This is a genomic window from Corallococcus macrosporus (genome assembly GCF_017302985.1).
GTDB classification, from domain to species: Bacteria; Myxococcota; Myxococcia; order Myxococcales; family Myxococcaceae; genus Corallococcus; species Corallococcus macrosporus_A.
Map to the genome: position 1 here is coordinate 1 of NZ_JAFIMU010000001.1, position 13,619 is coordinate 13,619.

General features: G+C 65.8%; 15 protein-coding genes. 7 read left to right on the forward strand and 8 right to left on the reverse strand.

The window, feature by feature from the left end; genetic code table 11:
• Positions 1 to 97: 97 nt before the first annotated feature.
• A complete protein-coding gene (locus JYK02_RS00005) occupies positions 98 to 292 on the reverse strand; it encodes a hypothetical protein (protein ID WP_014397120.1) in 195 nt (64 codons plus the stop codon).
• 253 nt (positions 293 to 545) lie between these two features.
• Between JYK02_RS00005 and JYK02_RS00010 the strand changes: the two genes are divergently transcribed.
• Both JYK02_RS00010 and JYK02_RS00015 read left to right on the forward strand, forming a co-directional pair.
• Positions 546 to 821, forward strand: coding sequence for a hypothetical protein (locus JYK02_RS00010; protein WP_043321624.1), 276 nt, complete (start codon positions 546 to 548; stop codon positions 819 to 821).
• A 58-nt stretch (positions 822 to 879) separates the two neighbouring features.
• The gene (locus tag JYK02_RS00015) at positions 880 to 1,614 is read left to right on the forward strand and encodes a PHP-associated domain-containing protein (protein WP_207047802.1); all 735 of its coding nucleotides are present in this window, start codon (positions 880 to 882) and stop codon (positions 1,612 to 1,614) included.
• A 6-nt stretch (positions 1,615 to 1,620) separates the two neighbouring features.
• On the opposite strand, the gene JYK02_RS00020 is transcribed toward JYK02_RS00015, so the two are convergent.
• From JYK02_RS00020 to JYK02_RS00035, 4 genes are all read right to left on the reverse strand, one after another.
• Positions 1,621 to 2,379 carry a hypothetical protein gene (locus JYK02_RS00020; protein WP_207047803.1) on the reverse strand — a complete coding sequence of 253 codons (759 nt, stop codon included), beginning with the start codon at positions 2,377 to 2,379 and terminating at the stop codon, positions 1,621 to 1,623.
• Between the two features lie 55 nt (positions 2,380 to 2,434).
• Entirely contained in the window at positions 2,435 to 2,638 is a 204-nt protein-coding gene (locus JYK02_RS00025) for a hypothetical protein (protein ID WP_120530714.1), read from the reverse strand.
• Between the two features lie 68 nt (positions 2,639 to 2,706).
• Positions 2,707 to 3,030 carry an FmdB family zinc ribbon protein gene (locus JYK02_RS00030; RefSeq protein ID WP_207047804.1) on the reverse strand — a complete coding sequence of 108 codons (324 nt, stop codon included), beginning with the start codon at positions 3,028 to 3,030 and terminating at the stop codon, positions 2,707 to 2,709.
• A 25-nt stretch (positions 3,031 to 3,055) separates the two neighbouring features.
• On the reverse strand, positions 3,056 to 4,303 hold the full coding sequence (locus JYK02_RS00035) for a hypothetical protein (RefSeq protein WP_207047805.1): 1,248 nt from the start codon (positions 4,301 to 4,303) through the stop codon (positions 3,056 to 3,058).
• 238 nt (positions 4,304 to 4,541) lie between these two features.
• On the opposite strand from JYK02_RS00035, the gene JYK02_RS00040 reads away from it, so the two are divergent.
• The 4 genes from JYK02_RS00040 to JYK02_RS00055 all read left to right on the forward strand — a co-directional run bounded on the left by JYK02_RS00040 (position 4,542) and on the right by JYK02_RS00055 (position 8,087).
• Positions 4,542 to 5,030, forward strand: a complete 489-nt coding sequence (locus tag JYK02_RS00040; protein ID WP_207047806.1) for a Fur family transcriptional regulator — start codon at positions 4,542 to 4,544, stop codon at positions 5,028 to 5,030.
• Between the two features lie 5 nt (positions 5,031 to 5,035).
• Positions 5,036 to 5,563, forward strand: a complete 528-nt coding sequence (locus JYK02_RS00045) for a redoxin family protein (protein WP_207047807.1) — start codon at positions 5,036 to 5,038, stop codon at positions 5,561 to 5,563.
• A gap of 83 nt (positions 5,564 to 5,646) precedes the next feature.
• Complete coding sequence (locus tag JYK02_RS00050; RefSeq protein ID WP_139917371.1) at positions 5,647 to 5,928, forward strand: FtsB family cell division protein; 282 nt, start codon at positions 5,647 to 5,649, stop codon at positions 5,926 to 5,928.
• Entirely contained in the window at positions 5,925 to 8,087 is a 2,163-nt protein-coding gene (locus JYK02_RS00055) for a sensor domain-containing diguanylate cyclase (RefSeq protein ID WP_207047808.1), read from the forward strand. Before JYK02_RS00050 ends, JYK02_RS00055 begins: the two co-directional genes overlap by 4 nt.
• Before the next feature lie 6 nt (positions 8,088 to 8,093).
• Here the strand turns inward: JYK02_RS00055 and JYK02_RS00060 are convergent, their stop codons facing one another.
• Positions 8,094 to 8,507 carry a DUSAM domain-containing protein gene (locus tag JYK02_RS00060; RefSeq protein WP_347402395.1) on the reverse strand — a complete coding sequence of 138 codons (414 nt, stop codon included), beginning with the start codon at positions 8,505 to 8,507 and terminating at the stop codon, positions 8,094 to 8,096.
• Between the two features lie 20 nt (positions 8,508 to 8,527).
• On the opposite strand from JYK02_RS00060, the gene JYK02_RS00065 reads away from it, so the two are divergent.
• Positions 8,528 to 9,310, forward strand: coding sequence for a class I SAM-dependent methyltransferase (locus JYK02_RS00065; protein ID WP_207047810.1), 783 nt, complete (start codon positions 8,528 to 8,530; stop codon positions 9,308 to 9,310).
• Between the two features lie 16 nt (positions 9,311 to 9,326).
• On the opposite strand, the gene JYK02_RS00070 is transcribed toward JYK02_RS00065, so the two are convergent.
• Positions 9,327 to 11,762, reverse strand: a complete 2,436-nt coding sequence (locus tag JYK02_RS00070; protein ID WP_207047811.1) for a serine/threonine-protein kinase — start codon at positions 11,760 to 11,762, stop codon at positions 9,327 to 9,329.
• Between the two features lie 85 nt (positions 11,763 to 11,847).
• On the reverse strand, positions 11,848 to 13,545 hold the full coding sequence (locus tag JYK02_RS00075; protein WP_207047812.1) for an HAD-IG family 5'-nucleotidase: 1,698 nt from the start codon (positions 13,543 to 13,545) through the stop codon (positions 11,848 to 11,850).
• Positions 13,546 to 13,619: the final 74 nt, after the last annotated feature.

Here is a 13,619-nt window from a genome sequence, read left to right on the forward strand (position 1 = left end):
CATACGGAAATGGAAAGGCCCGGCCTCCCCGCACGCCCCGGAACGGAACGTGGCCAGAAGAGGTCGGGCCCGGATGCGGCCTGGCGCTGCGCGGCCGTCAGGCCGGCGGCTTCGCGTGCTTGTAGAAGAGCACCAGGGTGTAGCAGTGGAACTCGTTGTCGGAGGACTGACACACGACCCGGTCCACGATCTCCAGGTCCGCGTTGCTCTTGATCCAGCGGGTGACGTTCTCACCCAACTCTTCCCGCTCCTTGGCCTTCGTCGCGGAGAAGACCTTCACGCCCGTGAACATCGCCTGCCACTCCTTGTGCGGTGGTGAGAAAAGGCTTGACCGGGGGTTATCGCACACGCCTTTTCAGGGTGTCAAAAATGCTGCGGTCCAAAAGTCGTGATCCACGAGGGAGCGGGGGGGCGTGGCCGGGGTGGGGGTTTGCAGGTCGGGCGGCATGCATAGGTTCACCCGGTCGCACCCGGTTCGTGGATTGGGGCGGGGGCCCGGAGCCATTTTCGGCTTCCAGGCCAGGGCGGAAAGAGGGGGCAGGACCGTGGACATGAAGACGAAGAAGGACCTGGCGGTCGATTTCATCAACACCATCCGCACCATGGAACCGAGTGCGCTCAACGCCCTCATCGTGAAGGAGGCGGGCGAGGAGCTGGCGCAGTTCTTCCTGAACTACAGCGCGAACCTCATCTCCAAGGACCCGTCGCGGGTGCTGGAGAACACCTCCTCGCTGATGCTGATGGGCTACCTCATCCGCACCTACGAGGAGAAGAACAGCCAGGCCAAGCAGGGCAACTTCCAGTCCTACGCCTACGCCTGAGCGGTGCGTGCGCGCGGGCTCGACAGGCCCGGGGAGGCCTGTTAGGCACGCGTCGCCCATGCTCATCGACCTACACGCCCATTCCCATCTGTCCAAGGGGTGCGAACTGGAGCCGCGCGCCGTGCTGGAGCGGGCGGCGATGTTCGGCCTGGACGCGGTGGCGTTCACGGAGACCAACACCCAGGACGGCTGCGACGAGCTCTTCGAGATCGGCGCGAAGTCCAAGGTGAAGGTCTTCGTGGGCCTGGAGCTGGTGACGGACAAGGGCCAGTACCTGTGCTTCTTCCCGAAGCCGGAGCTGGCGCCCGAGCCCGTGCAGATGTGGGGCAGCAACCGGGAGAAGCCCTGGAGCGCCGCCGAGTGCCTTCCCAAGGTGAAGGCCCTGGGCGCGGCCATCGTCGCGGCCCGCCCCTTCGACCGCGACGTGCCCAACCCCGCCATGGACTACGTGCGCTCGCTGTCGGGCGTGCTGTGCGCCGTGGAGGGCTACAACGCCAAGGTGAAGCAGACCGCGAACGACCTGGCCGTGGAGGCCGCGGACGCGCTCAAGCTGCCCTGCGTGGGCGGCAGTGACGCGCGCGGCTCCCTGGACGAGATGGGCCGCGGCGCCACCTTCTTCAAGCGCGACGTGCTCACCCAGGCGCAGCTGGTGGAGGAGCTCCTCAAGGGCGACTACTGGCCGGTGATGGCCGGCGAGCTGCCCCGCCTCACCCGGCCGGGAGAGGCCCAGGCCCAGCGAAAGGGCGGGGGCGGCGGCGGCAAGAAGCAGCACCGCCGCGGCGGCCGGCGCTAAGGCGCGTTACGGAAGGACGGGCTTGCCCGCCTCCTCCGCGCGCACCAGCTTTCCGTCGGTGAGGAACGCCTTGCGGCGCTCCCCGGCGTAGCGCCACTCCTCGTTCTTCGCGGTGCCCTCCAGCGTGCGGCGCACGGACTCCGGAGGCCCCCAGGCCATGCGCACCGCGTCCGCGGGCATGTCCGCCACCAGCTTCTTGGCGCGCACGGCCTCCTTCACCGCCGCGCTGAAGCCGTTGAGCTGCTCCGTCAGCGGGTGGGGCGACAGCGTCTTCTCCAGCTCCGCGCGGAACGCGTCCGGCCGGTCGAGGTTGGGCGGCAGCACCAGCACCACCTGCTCGCCCGCGGGCGCGCCCTCCACCATCACGTACACCCACGGCCAGGTGCGCGGGGAGTAGAGGACGCGCTCGGTGACGACCCACGCGGTGGGGAACTCCACCTTGGTGATGCGCACGCGCGAGCCGGCGGGGAGGGTGGCCTGGATGGGGCCGGGGTTGATGGGCTTGCCCTGGGTGTCGTCCACCAGACGCACGTCCTCCGGCGGGTAGGGCGTGAGCAGCCGCTTGGACGCGTCCCCGAAGAAGGGCGTCAGGTAGGCGGAGACGCGCAGGTACTGGTCCGCGTCCGGGCCGGTGAGGGTCCGGTCCAGCGAGGCGCGATCCTCGGGGGACATGCGGGTGGCGGACGCGCAGCCGGCCGAGGCGACGACGACGGCCAGCAGCGGCACCAGGAGACGGGACGACAGCGAGCGGAAGGAACGCGGCATGGCACCTGGAGGCACGCGGGAAGGAACGCGCGCGCTCTGAGGGTGCCTGCTTAGCCTAGCGGATGGCCTGCGTCAGCGCCGGCGTGTCCGTCGCCGCGAGCTTCCCGTTGCGGCAGCCGCGCTGCGGAGGACACACGGGGCCACGGCCATGCGGGTCCGCGACCAGGAGGAATCGCCCCTGCCCCCGCGCATCCGTCAGCTCCGGATGGCCGCACAGCGCGCAGTGACGGGGGGGACGCTTCGAGGGAGGAAAGGGCACGCGTCAAGTCTGCGGCCTCCCCGCGCCCCCAGCGAATTTTCAGCCGGGGGCGGTGGGACGAAGGCGCGCTACGACTTGTCGCCGGACGCAGGCGCCGGCGCGGCCGCGGGAGCCGCGGCGGCCGGCGCGCTGCTGCTCGTCGTCGACGCGGCGGACGTGGACGGCGATGAAGAGGACGACGATGACGAGCCGCCGCCGTCCTTTTTCGTGGAGCCGTACAGGTCCGAGTACCAGCCGCCTCCCTTGAGGTGGAAGCTGGAGCGGCTGACCTGCTTGCTCAGCGTGCCCTGGGCGCCGCACGCGGTGCACGCGGGGGGCGTCGGGTCCGACATCTTCTGCAGGACGTCGATGGTCTTTCCACAGGCCGAGCAGCCGTACTCGTAGATGGGCATGGGGTGGGTACCTCGTGTCGATGAGTCAGTGCGAAGGGGATTGGGCCTGGGCGGAGAGCTGCTTGCGCAGGCTTTCCGTCAGGTTCAGGCGTTCAAAGGCGCGGGTGACCAGCTCCGCGGGCGCGCCGTGCTTGCGCCCCACGACGTTGGCCAGCGAGTGCAGGTCCGTGGCGTCCGGCAGGGCGTCCTTCGCCAGCCGCTCCAGCTCCTTGCGGAGCGCGTCGGCGAAGCGCTTCTGGATGCCCAGGTCCACCAGGTACTTGTCCCGGCCGAGCAGATCCAGCCGGTGGGTGAGGTGGCCCGTCGCCAGGACCTCGTTGCGGAAGCGCTCGCGCAGCGCCTCCACCTCTTCCTCGAGCTTGAGCGCGTGCACCAGCCGCTGCAGCTCGCTGGGGGACAGGCCCAGCGCCCAGGCCACGCGGCCGGTGGCGCCGCGCTGCGAGGCGTAGGCCGTCTGGATGTTGTGGCGCTCGCGGGCCTCCAGCGTCTCCATGATGCCGTGCTGGCGCAGCACGTTCTCCATGTCCACCTGGGTCAGCTCGCCGCGCGGGCCGTTGTAGCGGTGCTCCAGCGTGCGCAGCAGCGAGTAGCGGTGCTCCGTGGCCTCGATGGCCGCCTCCAGCGTCTCCTTGCCCTCGGCGCGCGTCAGTTCAAAGAACGACAGTCGCTGGGCCTCCACGCGGGTGAAGCGGCCGCGGGGGCGGGGCAGCTCGCGCTTGAGGAAGCGCGGGGCCTCTTCGTCCGGAGCTTGCGGAGCCTGGGGCGCCGCGGCGGCCGGGGTGCCCGCGTCGGCGTCGTCCGCGTCGGTGGTGCGCTTCTTCGGAGCGATGCGCTCCTGGACGGCGGCGGCCTCCGCCTTGGCGCTCTTGCGGCGGCCCGTCTTCGGGTCCGTCTCCTCGGGGGCCGGGGAGGGGGTGGCGAACACGGGCGTGGTGGGAGCGGGCGCGGGGGGCGGCGTCTTCTCCTCGCGCACCTGGGCCAGCTCCTGGACCACGTCGTAGTACCCGCACTCCTGGCGCTGGGCCGCGAGCGACGGCGTCACGCCGCGCAGGATGTCCACCACCGCGAAGGGCCCCAGGGGGGACGTCTCCGGTTCACCGTCCGTGAGGGCCCGGACCCGGAAGTCCTCCTCCTCGGTGAGGAGCGCGAGCGCCTCGCGGACCTGCTGTGCGGGGGCCGGAGCCTTCGCGCGTCGGCAGAAGTCCGACACCGCCACCGCCACCGGGGTGGGTACGTCATCGGGCTGCCGTCTTCTCTGCCAGGGACTGATCATGGAAAGGTTCGGAAAATTGCTCGTTTACGAGGGCGGATGCCTCTATCTTCGCGGCCAGACAGGTGTCAATGAGCCAGTCCGGCCTCAATGTAAACAGCTCACGCGCGGCGCAAGTCGAAGGCGCTCGAGTCCGTGGTAGTCAGCGGGGAAGCAGGCGCTTGCCGGGGCCGGTTGGCGAAATTGTCTTGCGGGAGCAGGCATTCCCACCTCAACACATGGGGTGCTCCAGAGATTGCAGATGACGACCCATCACCACAGCCACTCCCATTCAGAGAAGGACAAGGACGAGGTGCTGGCCCGCTACATGGCCCAGCACGGCCTGAAGAGCACTCGTCAGCGCAGCCTCATCATCGACACGTTCTTCGAGGTGGGAGGCCACCTGTCCGTGGAGGAGCTGTGGAACAAGGTGCGTGAGCAGGACACCAAGGTGTCCGTGGCCACCGTCTACCGGACCATGAAGCTGCTCAACGAGTGCGGCCTGGCCCACGCGCGCAACTTCGGTGACGGGCAGACGCGCTACGAGGCGGCGGCGGGGCGCGAGCACCACGACCACCTCATCTGCACCAGCTGCGGCACCATCGTCGAGTTCGAGAACGACCGCATCGAGACGCTCCAGGACGCGGTGGCGCGCAAGCACGGCTTCACGGTGACGTCGCACAAGATGGAGCTGTACGGCCTGTGCCGGGAGTGCCAGCTGCGGGGTGGCCCTCCGGGGACGGAGGCCTGAGCCGCGTGGGTCCGGTGCGGCGACGCGCGCTCGCGTGCGCGGTGGCGCTGGGTGCGCTGGCTCTGACCGGCGCCTGTGCCCACGGCGGGCCGGTGGACGCCGGGCCCGCGTTCTACCGGGCGCTGTGGCTGCCGTCGGTGGGGCCCGCGCGCTACGACCCCCGGCAGCTCCCGGGCAAGGTGGTGCTGGTGTCCTTCATGGCCACCTGGTGCTTCCCGTGCCTGGCGGACCTGCCCACGCTCAAGCAGTTGCAGGAGACGTACGGTCCCCAGGGCTTCCAGGTCGTCGCGGTGGGCATGGACATCGACGAGGGCAAGGTGCTGGGTCCCTTCGCGGACCACTACGCCTTTCCGTACCCGGTGCTGCTGTCGGACGAGCGGATGCGCGCCGGTGAGAGCGCCTTCGGCCGCATCCGGGCGCTGCCCAGCACGGTGCTCCTGGACAAGCACGGCCGCGCGGTGGCCGCGTGGCAGGGCGTCGAGGGCCAGTCGGACGTGGCGAAGGCCATCGAAAAGCTGCTGAAGGCGGACTGAGCTTCGCCCCTGCCGGGGAGTGCTACAGGGCTGGAGCGGAATTCTTGCGGGCAGGGGGGCCGCTGGTACCTTCGCCGGCGCTCATGACGTCCCGGCGAAAGCTCCTGATGGTGGCGGCGGTGGTGGCGGTGGCCCTGAGCCTCGCTTCGGTGGCGGACGCCAAGGGCTTCCGTCGTTACCTGCGCCTGCGGCAGGACGTGGAGGCGCTCGACGAGCGCAACCGCTCGCTGGCCGCGCAGAACGACGCGCTTCGCAAGGAGATCGCGGCGCTGCGCAAGGACCCGGCGACGCTGGAGCAGTCGGTGCGTGAGGAGCTCGGCTACGTGAAGCCGGGCGAAATCGTCTTCCATCTGGAGTCGCCATGACCTCGCTGTCCGTGGTGCCCTCGCCCGCGAAGCTCGTGCGCGCGTTCTTCCGCGCCATCCCCGCGGCGGTGGCGCTGGCCACCTTCGTGCACCTGGCGCAGGGCGGCTTCCGGGGCCTGCACACGCTGGGGTGGACGGAAGCGGCGCTGGTGGTGGGGCTGCTCGTCGGCATCGGCATGGCGGCGTGGCGCCGGGCGATGCGCTCCTCGGTGGGCGCGGTCATCGACCTGCGCGACGACCTGGAGCTGGGCGGCGGGCTCATCTCCGCGGCCTTCATCGTGGTGGCCATCGGCGGCGGGGAGCTGTTCCCCATCGTCTATCTCCTGATGGCGTTCCTGGTGGCGTTCCTGCCGCGCAACGCGGGCATGACGCTCTTGGGCATCGCGCTGGTGTACGACGGCCTCGTGACGCTGGGCGGGCCGGTGGTGAACGTCACGGGCTTCCTGACGCACACGCTGTTCCTGGCGCTGTTCGCGGGGCTGTACCACCTGGTGCTGTCCGCGCGGATGGCGGTGGCGAAGCGCGCCGAGTCGGACGCGGTGCAGAAGCGCATCCGCGAGGTGGAGGAGCGCGCGCGCACCTTCCGGCTGGTGTCCTCCGGCACGCAGGACAGCTTCAGCGGGATGAACTCCGACGAGAAGTGGCTGGTGGCGTCGGTGAAGGAGATTGAGGGCGCGGTGCACGCGGCGCTCGAGATCGCGGAGACGGGCCTGCGCACGGACACCTGCGCGGCGTTCCTGCTCACGTCCGACGACCGGAGCCTGAAGCTGTACGACTGCCGGTCCGCGTCCGAGCGGGTGCAGCGGGAGAAGTTCAACGCGGGCGAGGGCATCATCGGCGGGGTGCTGAAGCGCCGCGCGCCGGTGCGGATGAACTCGCCGCAGGGCTTGAAGGGCGTCACGTACTACGAGGGTGGCGGCCCCACGGTGCAGGCGCTGCTGGCGGTGCCCATCCTCGAGGGCAGCGGCCTGGTGCGCGGCGTGCTGGTGGCGGACAAGCTCAAGAACGAGCCGTTCACGGACCAGGACGAGAAGATGCTCACCACCATCGCCGGAGAGGTGCTGCGCTCCATCGAGGTGGAGCGGGTGATGAGCTACATCCGCAAGACGCGCGACGAGAAGGACCGGTTCTTCCGCGCCATCGAGGAGCTGAACCGCGCGGGCAGCCCGGACCAGGTGTTCGTGGCGGTGCTGGAGGCGACGCGGCAGCTGGCGGGGCTGGACTTTTGCGCGGTGACGCTGGTGTCGGAGCAGGAGGGCAAGCGGGTGCACCGCGTGATGCGGATGACGGGCGTCACGGCGCAGGGCAAGGCGCTGGAGGGGCGCACGTTCCAGGACAACAACGGCCTGGTCGCGAACGTGGTGCGCTACGGCGCGCCGCTGCCGGGGCGGGACATCAAGGCGATGGACCGCCAGGTCATCTTCGACGAGGAGACGCAGGTGCGCGGCCTGGGCGCGCTGAAGATCTTCCCGCTGGTGGCGGGGGACCGCATCCTGGGCACGCTGGTGGCGGGGTCGCGCAAGAAGACGGCGTTCGAGCAGGACGTGCTGCGGATGATTGAAGTCATCGCCATCCAGGCGGCGCAGGCGGTGTTGCGCGCGCAGCTCTACGAGCAGATGGAGCGGATGGCGACGACGGACGGCCTCACGGGGCTGCTCAACCACCGCACGTTCCAGTCGCGCGCGGACGAGATCCTGGCGCAGGCGCGGCGGTACAACCGCAAGTGCTCCATCATGTTGACGGACGTGGACCACTTCAAGAGCGTGAACGACACGTACGGGCACCCGACGGGCGACCAGGTGCTCAAGGGCGTGGCGCGCATCATCAAGACGCTGGCGCGGGACACGGACGTCGTCGCTCGCTACGGCGGCGAGGAGTTCGTGATGGTGATGCCGGAGACGGACGTGCAGGGCGCGAAGATCATCGCCGAGCGCATCCGCGAGGCGGTGATGGCGGAGGTGTTCCAGACGGAGATGGGCCCGCTGCGCATCACGATGTCGCTGGGCATCGCGACGTTCCCGGACAACGCCATGGAGAAGCAGCAGATGATCGACCTGGCGGACCAGTGCCTCTACCACTCCAAGCGCAACGGCCGGAACCAGTCCGTGACGGTGGCGCAGATGCAGGGTGGCCGGAAGCTCCAGGCGGTCGCGGAGTAGGGCCTCTCAGTCCAGGTCCGCGAGCTGGCCCTGCGCGAGTTCGCGGTAGTAGGGCACGACCTCCACGGCGAGCAGGTCGCGCATCTGCTGGCGCGCGCCGTCCAGGTCGCCCTGGTCGCGAAGACGGTACATGCGGTGGAGTGCGTCGCTCATGCGCCGGGAGCCCTCCGTGACGCGTTGGCGCATCTGGTGGAGGAGAGCGAGCGCGGCTTCCGGGGTGCGCAGGCAGGCTTCTACTTCTGTGGAGGGCATGGCCACGGAAGGGCCGGCCCTGCGCAGGAGCGTGCGCAGGGCGTCATCCAGGGCGACCGTTCCTGCCTGTTGAGCGCGCGTGTCGAGGACACGGAGTTGATGCCAGTCGCCTTCGAGGTCTTCGACCATGGATGCAGTGGCGCTCCTTCGCCGCACGTCCAGGACCATACCCGGCTATACGTTCCGAGATGACCCCGCTCCCCCTCGCCGTCACTACCAGCACGAAGACGGACGTGGCCACGGTGCGCGAGGCGCGGGCCGTGGCCGCGCGGTGGAACCTTCCGTTCCTTTCTCGCCGCTCCAGTGAGGGCATCGCGCCCTGGCTGGGCACGAAGGTGGAGGCGCTGCTTGTCGTCGGTGGCGATGGCGTGACGCTGTGGGAGCCGCAGGGGTCGTTTGGCTTCCATGCCGGCATGGCGCACTTGCGGCGCATGCGCCTTCGTCAGGGACAGCGCGACGACGCGTTCCTCAAGGTCGCCGAAATCGTCCCGGGTGACGCCGTGCTCGACTGCACCCTGGGCCTGGCCCAGGATGCGCTGGTGGCTTCGCTCGCCGTGGGACCCACGGGGCGGGTCGTCTGCCTGGAGAAGAGCCTGCCTCTTTGCATCGTCGCGGCGGAGGGGCTCCAGCGCTACCACCGGGGCGCGGACTCGTGCGCCATCGAAGTGCTCCACGCGGACGCGCATGCGTACCTGAAGACGCTGCCCGCGAAGTCCTTCGACGTCGTCTTCTTCGACCCGATGTTCGCCAAACCCAAGAAGGCCCAGCCCGCCTTCGACGTCCTGCGCCGCTTCGCGGAGCACGCCCCCCTCACCCCCGAAGCGGTGGAGGAGGGGAGGCGCGTCGCCCGCCGATGGGTCGTCGTGAAGGGCGCCCGCCACACCGATGACCTGAAGAAGCTGGGCATCGAACCGGCGCCCACCTCGCGCTTCAGAGACGTCATCTGGGGGCGAGTTTTGGCTGAAAAATAAAGCAGGATTTTTGAATTCAAGCCAATGGTGTTGAACCAGAGCCGAGCGCCACAAGCGCAGCATAAGCGGAGGAAAATCGTCCGCCTGCAACGTCTGCTGTCATTCGAAGAAGCACGTCACGTAATGGGTTGGGGACATCCTTCGCGCATATTGCTCTGAGGTCGGCCAAATTGTCGCCGTTGTACTGATGACCAACAGTGGCTTGGAGCATTGTAAGCCCCAATTGGAAGAGGTCGACGGACGGCGTCCAATCATTGGAAAGCCCATCAGGCGGAAGATATCCTGGCGTCGATGAAACTGTCTTGACGGGCGTTCCAACCCTGGTGGAGATGTTAAAGTCAATCAGCACGGCTCCGCGTCCAGGAACTAGCATTACATTCTCTGGTTTGATGTCGCGGTGGATGTAGCCATGGCGTGCCTTGTTGAATCGTTCAAATTCTTGGGCGTCAAGTGAGGTTTTTTGACGCAGTTCGTCCAAATCTCGTTCGTTTGGATGAAGCTCAATTAAAGCACCCAGCAATTCCTTGGTTACTTCGATCGCAACGGAAGGAGCAAGTCGGGCGGAACGTTCGCAACAAGCCAACAGTGTCTTTCCGGCCAGATGTTCCATTACCAAGTACACAAGCCCCGAGGGGGTTTTGCCGTGATCAAGAATCTTAACTATGTTCTTATGGCTTATGTAGGACAGTGCATCGACTTCGCGCTGCAGAACAGCCAGTGATGCGGATTTGAATATTTTCAGAGCGACGCTGTCTTTGTTGCCTTTTTGGGCTTGAAAAACCTGAGCGAATCCACCAGGTCTCCCTAGCGCTGCAATGATTTTATAGCCCTCAATCTCATCTCCTGGCTGAGGACTGCCCGCGTCATGCAGCATGGGAGCTAGCCTTCGAATCCGATTTCTGCGCTGCATCCATGTTTGGAGTACTTCGATAGATATGCTTGCGCTATTGGGATCGGAGTCAACCAGCCCGTAGCCTCTCAGGTGGGCGATGTCATCAGGAAAAGCCTGGGAGAGTTCTTGAAACTCGCCAATGTTGCCGATGGCGAGTGTTTCGAAGAGGTAGTACTCGCTGTGGTATTGATCGGCGAGGACTTCAATCATTTGGCTGAGTGTTGAATTGACGTCGGCAATAAAGGCTTCCAGTTGTGCCGAAACGATCTCAGGAGTGACCTTGCGCGACTCTATTCGTGGCAATAGTGCTTTGTGTACTCGAGAAGCGTAAGCTCTTAGTAAGAATGGATGTCCGCCTACGCTTCGAATTAGTCTCTCTTGGGCCTCGTTCGACCAGTTCAGCCCCATCCTACTGCCGATATTTACGAGCAGATCGGCGCACTCTTCTGTTGTCAGTTGAGAGAGGTAGCGCTTAGAGAAGTAGTTGTAGGCTGGGTTTTCCAGTCCATCAAGTAGGTTGGTTTCGATGCACTGCGGATTGGTCCCCGTAATGAAGTATGAAATGCGGCCTGCGTTCTGTTGCTCAAGGCCGCGAAGGAGGCGCCAGGATCTGACAAAGGCGTTTCCCCAGTGAGAGCCTGGCGTGGTTGGAGACATCAACTCGACTTCATCCAACAGAAACACGATCTTCTTCTTTGTCTCACGTAGGATGAGGCGAATGTCGTGGTCGAAATACTCCCAGACGCTTGATGTCTTCTCTATGTCCACGAAAACTTCATGACGTCCGAAAAGACGAAAGCCTTTGAGCCTTCTTAGTTGAGAATTGGCGTCAAGAAGCGCTTCTCCTAAGCTCCAAAGGAAATACTCTGCCGTCGGGTTGATTGCATCCAGACGTTGTATGTCGGTGTGTGCCCAAAAGACATCCTGGCTCTGCTGGAGGGCAGCTGCGACTCGAAAGAGGAAGGATGTTTTCCCCATCTTTCTTAATCCGAAGAGACCAATGTGGGCACTGCCGCGTTTGAGTTGCTCGACAACTTCTGTAATCAGTGAGCGGCGGCCATAAAAGGCATTTGGGCTGGTGATTGCGGTTGAGATGTAGTAGAGGTCTTTGGAGAACAGCTGTTTTTGAATCCACCGCACGAAGTCGAGATTGCCATGCGGCGTTAGCCATGGAATCTCTTCGGTCGAAATTCCGATCATGGCTGTCATCATGCGATCGGATGTTTCGGCAACGTGATTAGCTGTGTTTCTGTCTGTTGCAAATATTAGGGCGAAGTCCTCGCAAAGGCGTGGGCGTTCACGTTCGATTATTTCGGCTGCTTGGCTGACAGTTCGGGCCTGGAATTCTCTGTGCTCAACTACCCAGAGCAGCACTTCGCGATTGGTGCCGAATAGTTCTTTGAGGTTTGAGTTGAGCTTTAGGTAAAAGCCCCATCGTTCTGGAACATTGGATTCGACCCAGGCAATTATGAAGCCTGCACGTCGAACAATGGCTGCAATGGCTGAGCGCATTGGGCGTTCGGCAATAAATTGCCTGATGCGTTCTTCGTCGATGGCCATATTTAATGCCTCCGATTTGGGTGCTGAGGCTTACTGCTATAGGTGGCTTGCGGTCTTAACGCTTAATTCCTGTGAATCGGACCGTCTACTCCTTCTCCGACGATCCCTTCGGCGGGCCTTCGCTGCCCATCGGGGACAGCTTGCTCGACAGCGCTCCGGCCTGCTCGTGCGCCATCAAGTCCCGGGGCGAGCGGTAGTACTGCATTGGCGAGTGGTGCAGGAAGTTCGACACGCGGCTCGTGTAGAGACACGCGTACTGCTCCACCTGGTAGCCGAAGCGGCTGTTCTCGTTGCCCTCCTTGAAGAGCAGCCCCCAGTACGGATTGAAGCCCTCCTCGACGTCGCGCTCCAGCGTGTCCGCGATGCCGTTGGTCTCCTTCAACGACCGGCGCAGCTTCTCCAGCTCCGCCTTCGTCTTCTTGCGCAGCTCCTCCACCTCCTGCCGCTCCGCCGCGGGAAGCTCCTCGCGCTCCAGCCTGCGCTCCAGGGCGTTCAACACCGTCTTGCGGTGGTTCACCTCGTCGTCCAGCCGCGCGCGCGTCAGCTCCACCTCGGACAGCGTGACGATCTCCTCTCGCCGCGCGTCCGTGTACGTGATCTCGTCCTCAATCTCCTGGACGATCATGCACGTGCGCCACAGCGACGACTTCTTCGACTTCAGGATGTCGCCGTAGATGTGGTCGCCCACGTAGAGGATGTGCTCGCCCCGGTAGCCCGTGAACTCCTCGAACTGGGCCAGGTTGCCGCCGGAGTACACCGTGCCGCGCTCCAGCGACTTCGCCTCGCCCACGACCGTGCCGGCCTCCGTGGACGAGTCCAGCTCCAGGAACGGCCGGGCCTCCGTGAAGAACGCCGGCTTGCCCGCCGCCGTCACCACGAAGTCGAAGTAGTTGCGCCAGCTGGGGTACTCCGGCAGCTGTCCTTCCAGCAGGTAGCGCATCACCGCGTTCGTGTAGTCCCACGCGGAGTTCGTCAGCAGGAACAGCCGCTTGCCGCCCGAGCGCAGCTTGTGCAGCGCCGGCCCCAGCTCCGGGTCCAGGAACACGTAGCGCGCCAGGTCCTTGCGGATCTCCCGCTTGAGGGAGTTGTCCCGGTGCACCGTGTCGATGGCCTCGCGGATGTCGTCGTAGAGCTTGCCGTAGTTCACGGTGTGCCCCAGCGACTCCATCAGCTCGATGATGCCCGAGTACAGGCACGTCTCCGGCAGCGCGAAGAGCGTGTCGTTCCACGCGAACTGCGGGTTGCGCAGCCGCACGCGCTTGTTGCGGTACAGCTCCTTCCACGCGTCGCGCTTGAGCGGTCGCAGGCCGTGGTACGCGCGCCCCACGTGACCGAAGCGGTCCATCTTCAGGACGTTGCCGTTGACGCGGTCCACCGCCAGCCCGCGCATCACGAAGTGGTGGTCGTAGATCAGGCCGCCCACGAACGGCGGGTAGCCGTACTCGCTGATCAGCTTCGCGAGCGTCATGTCGAACGACAGCTGCTCCAGCCGGCGCATGTGGTAGATGGCCAGCGTGTAGTCCATGTCGAAGCCGATGAGCTCGACGTGGTCCATGCGCAGGTTGCGGTTGACGAACACGTCCCGCGAGTGCGGCACCTGGGCGGTGGGCTCGCGCGGCGTCGTGAGCAGCCGGCCGAGCACGTCGTCGGTGAGCAGGTCCCTCGCCCGGCGGGCCGCGTCCTCGGCGCGCTCGCGGTGGATGGTGGAGCGGAAGCTCCCGTGCAGCGGATCCACGGAGGGTCCGCCAGGGATGGGATGGTAAGGGGAGAGGTAGGGCGCCACGGGACCTCAAGACATAACATGCGCCGCTCGCCCTTCGCCCGCGTCCTTGCGGGCTTCGCACGGGGCTGGCACGC

Excerpts from the sequence above, each read along its gene's own strand:
- JYK02_RS00035 (WP_207047805.1), bottom strand. The coding sequence starts at position 4,303 with ATGATCAGTCCCTGGCAGAGAAGACGGCAGCCCGATGACGTACCCACC.
- JYK02_RS00060 (WP_347402395.1), bottom strand. The coding sequence starts at position 8,507 with ATGGTCCTGGACGTGCGGCGAAGGAGCGCCACTGCATCCATGGTCGAA.
- JYK02_RS00050 (WP_139917371.1), top strand. The coding sequence starts at position 5,647 with ATGACGTCCCGGCGAAAGCTCCTGATGGTGGCGGCGGTGGTGGCGGTG.
- JYK02_RS00005 (WP_014397120.1), bottom strand. The coding sequence starts at position 292 with ATGTTCACGGGCGTGAAGGTCTTCTCCGCGACGAAGGCCAAGGAGCGG.
- JYK02_RS00020 (WP_207047803.1), bottom strand. The coding sequence starts at position 2,379 with ATGCCGCGTTCCTTCCGCTCGCTGTCGTCCCGTCTCCTGGTGCCGCTG.
- JYK02_RS00070 (WP_207047811.1), bottom strand. The coding sequence starts at position 11,762 with ATGGCCATCGACGAAGAACGCATCAGGCAATTTATTGCCGAACGCCCA.
- JYK02_RS00040 (WP_207047806.1), top strand. The coding sequence starts at position 4,542 with ATGACGACCCATCACCACAGCCACTCCCATTCAGAGAAGGACAAGGAC.
- JYK02_RS00065 (WP_207047810.1), top strand. The coding sequence starts at position 8,528 with ATGACCCCGCTCCCCCTCGCCGTCACTACCAGCACGAAGACGGACGTG.
- JYK02_RS00015 (WP_207047802.1), top strand. The coding sequence starts at position 880 with ATGCTCATCGACCTACACGCCCATTCCCATCTGTCCAAGGGGTGCGAA.
- JYK02_RS00055 (WP_207047808.1), top strand. The coding sequence starts at position 5,925 with ATGACCTCGCTGTCCGTGGTGCCCTCGCCCGCGAAGCTCGTGCGCGCG.
- JYK02_RS00030 (WP_207047804.1), bottom strand. The coding sequence starts at position 3,030 with ATGCCCATCTACGAGTACGGCTGCTCGGCCTGTGGAAAGACCATCGAC.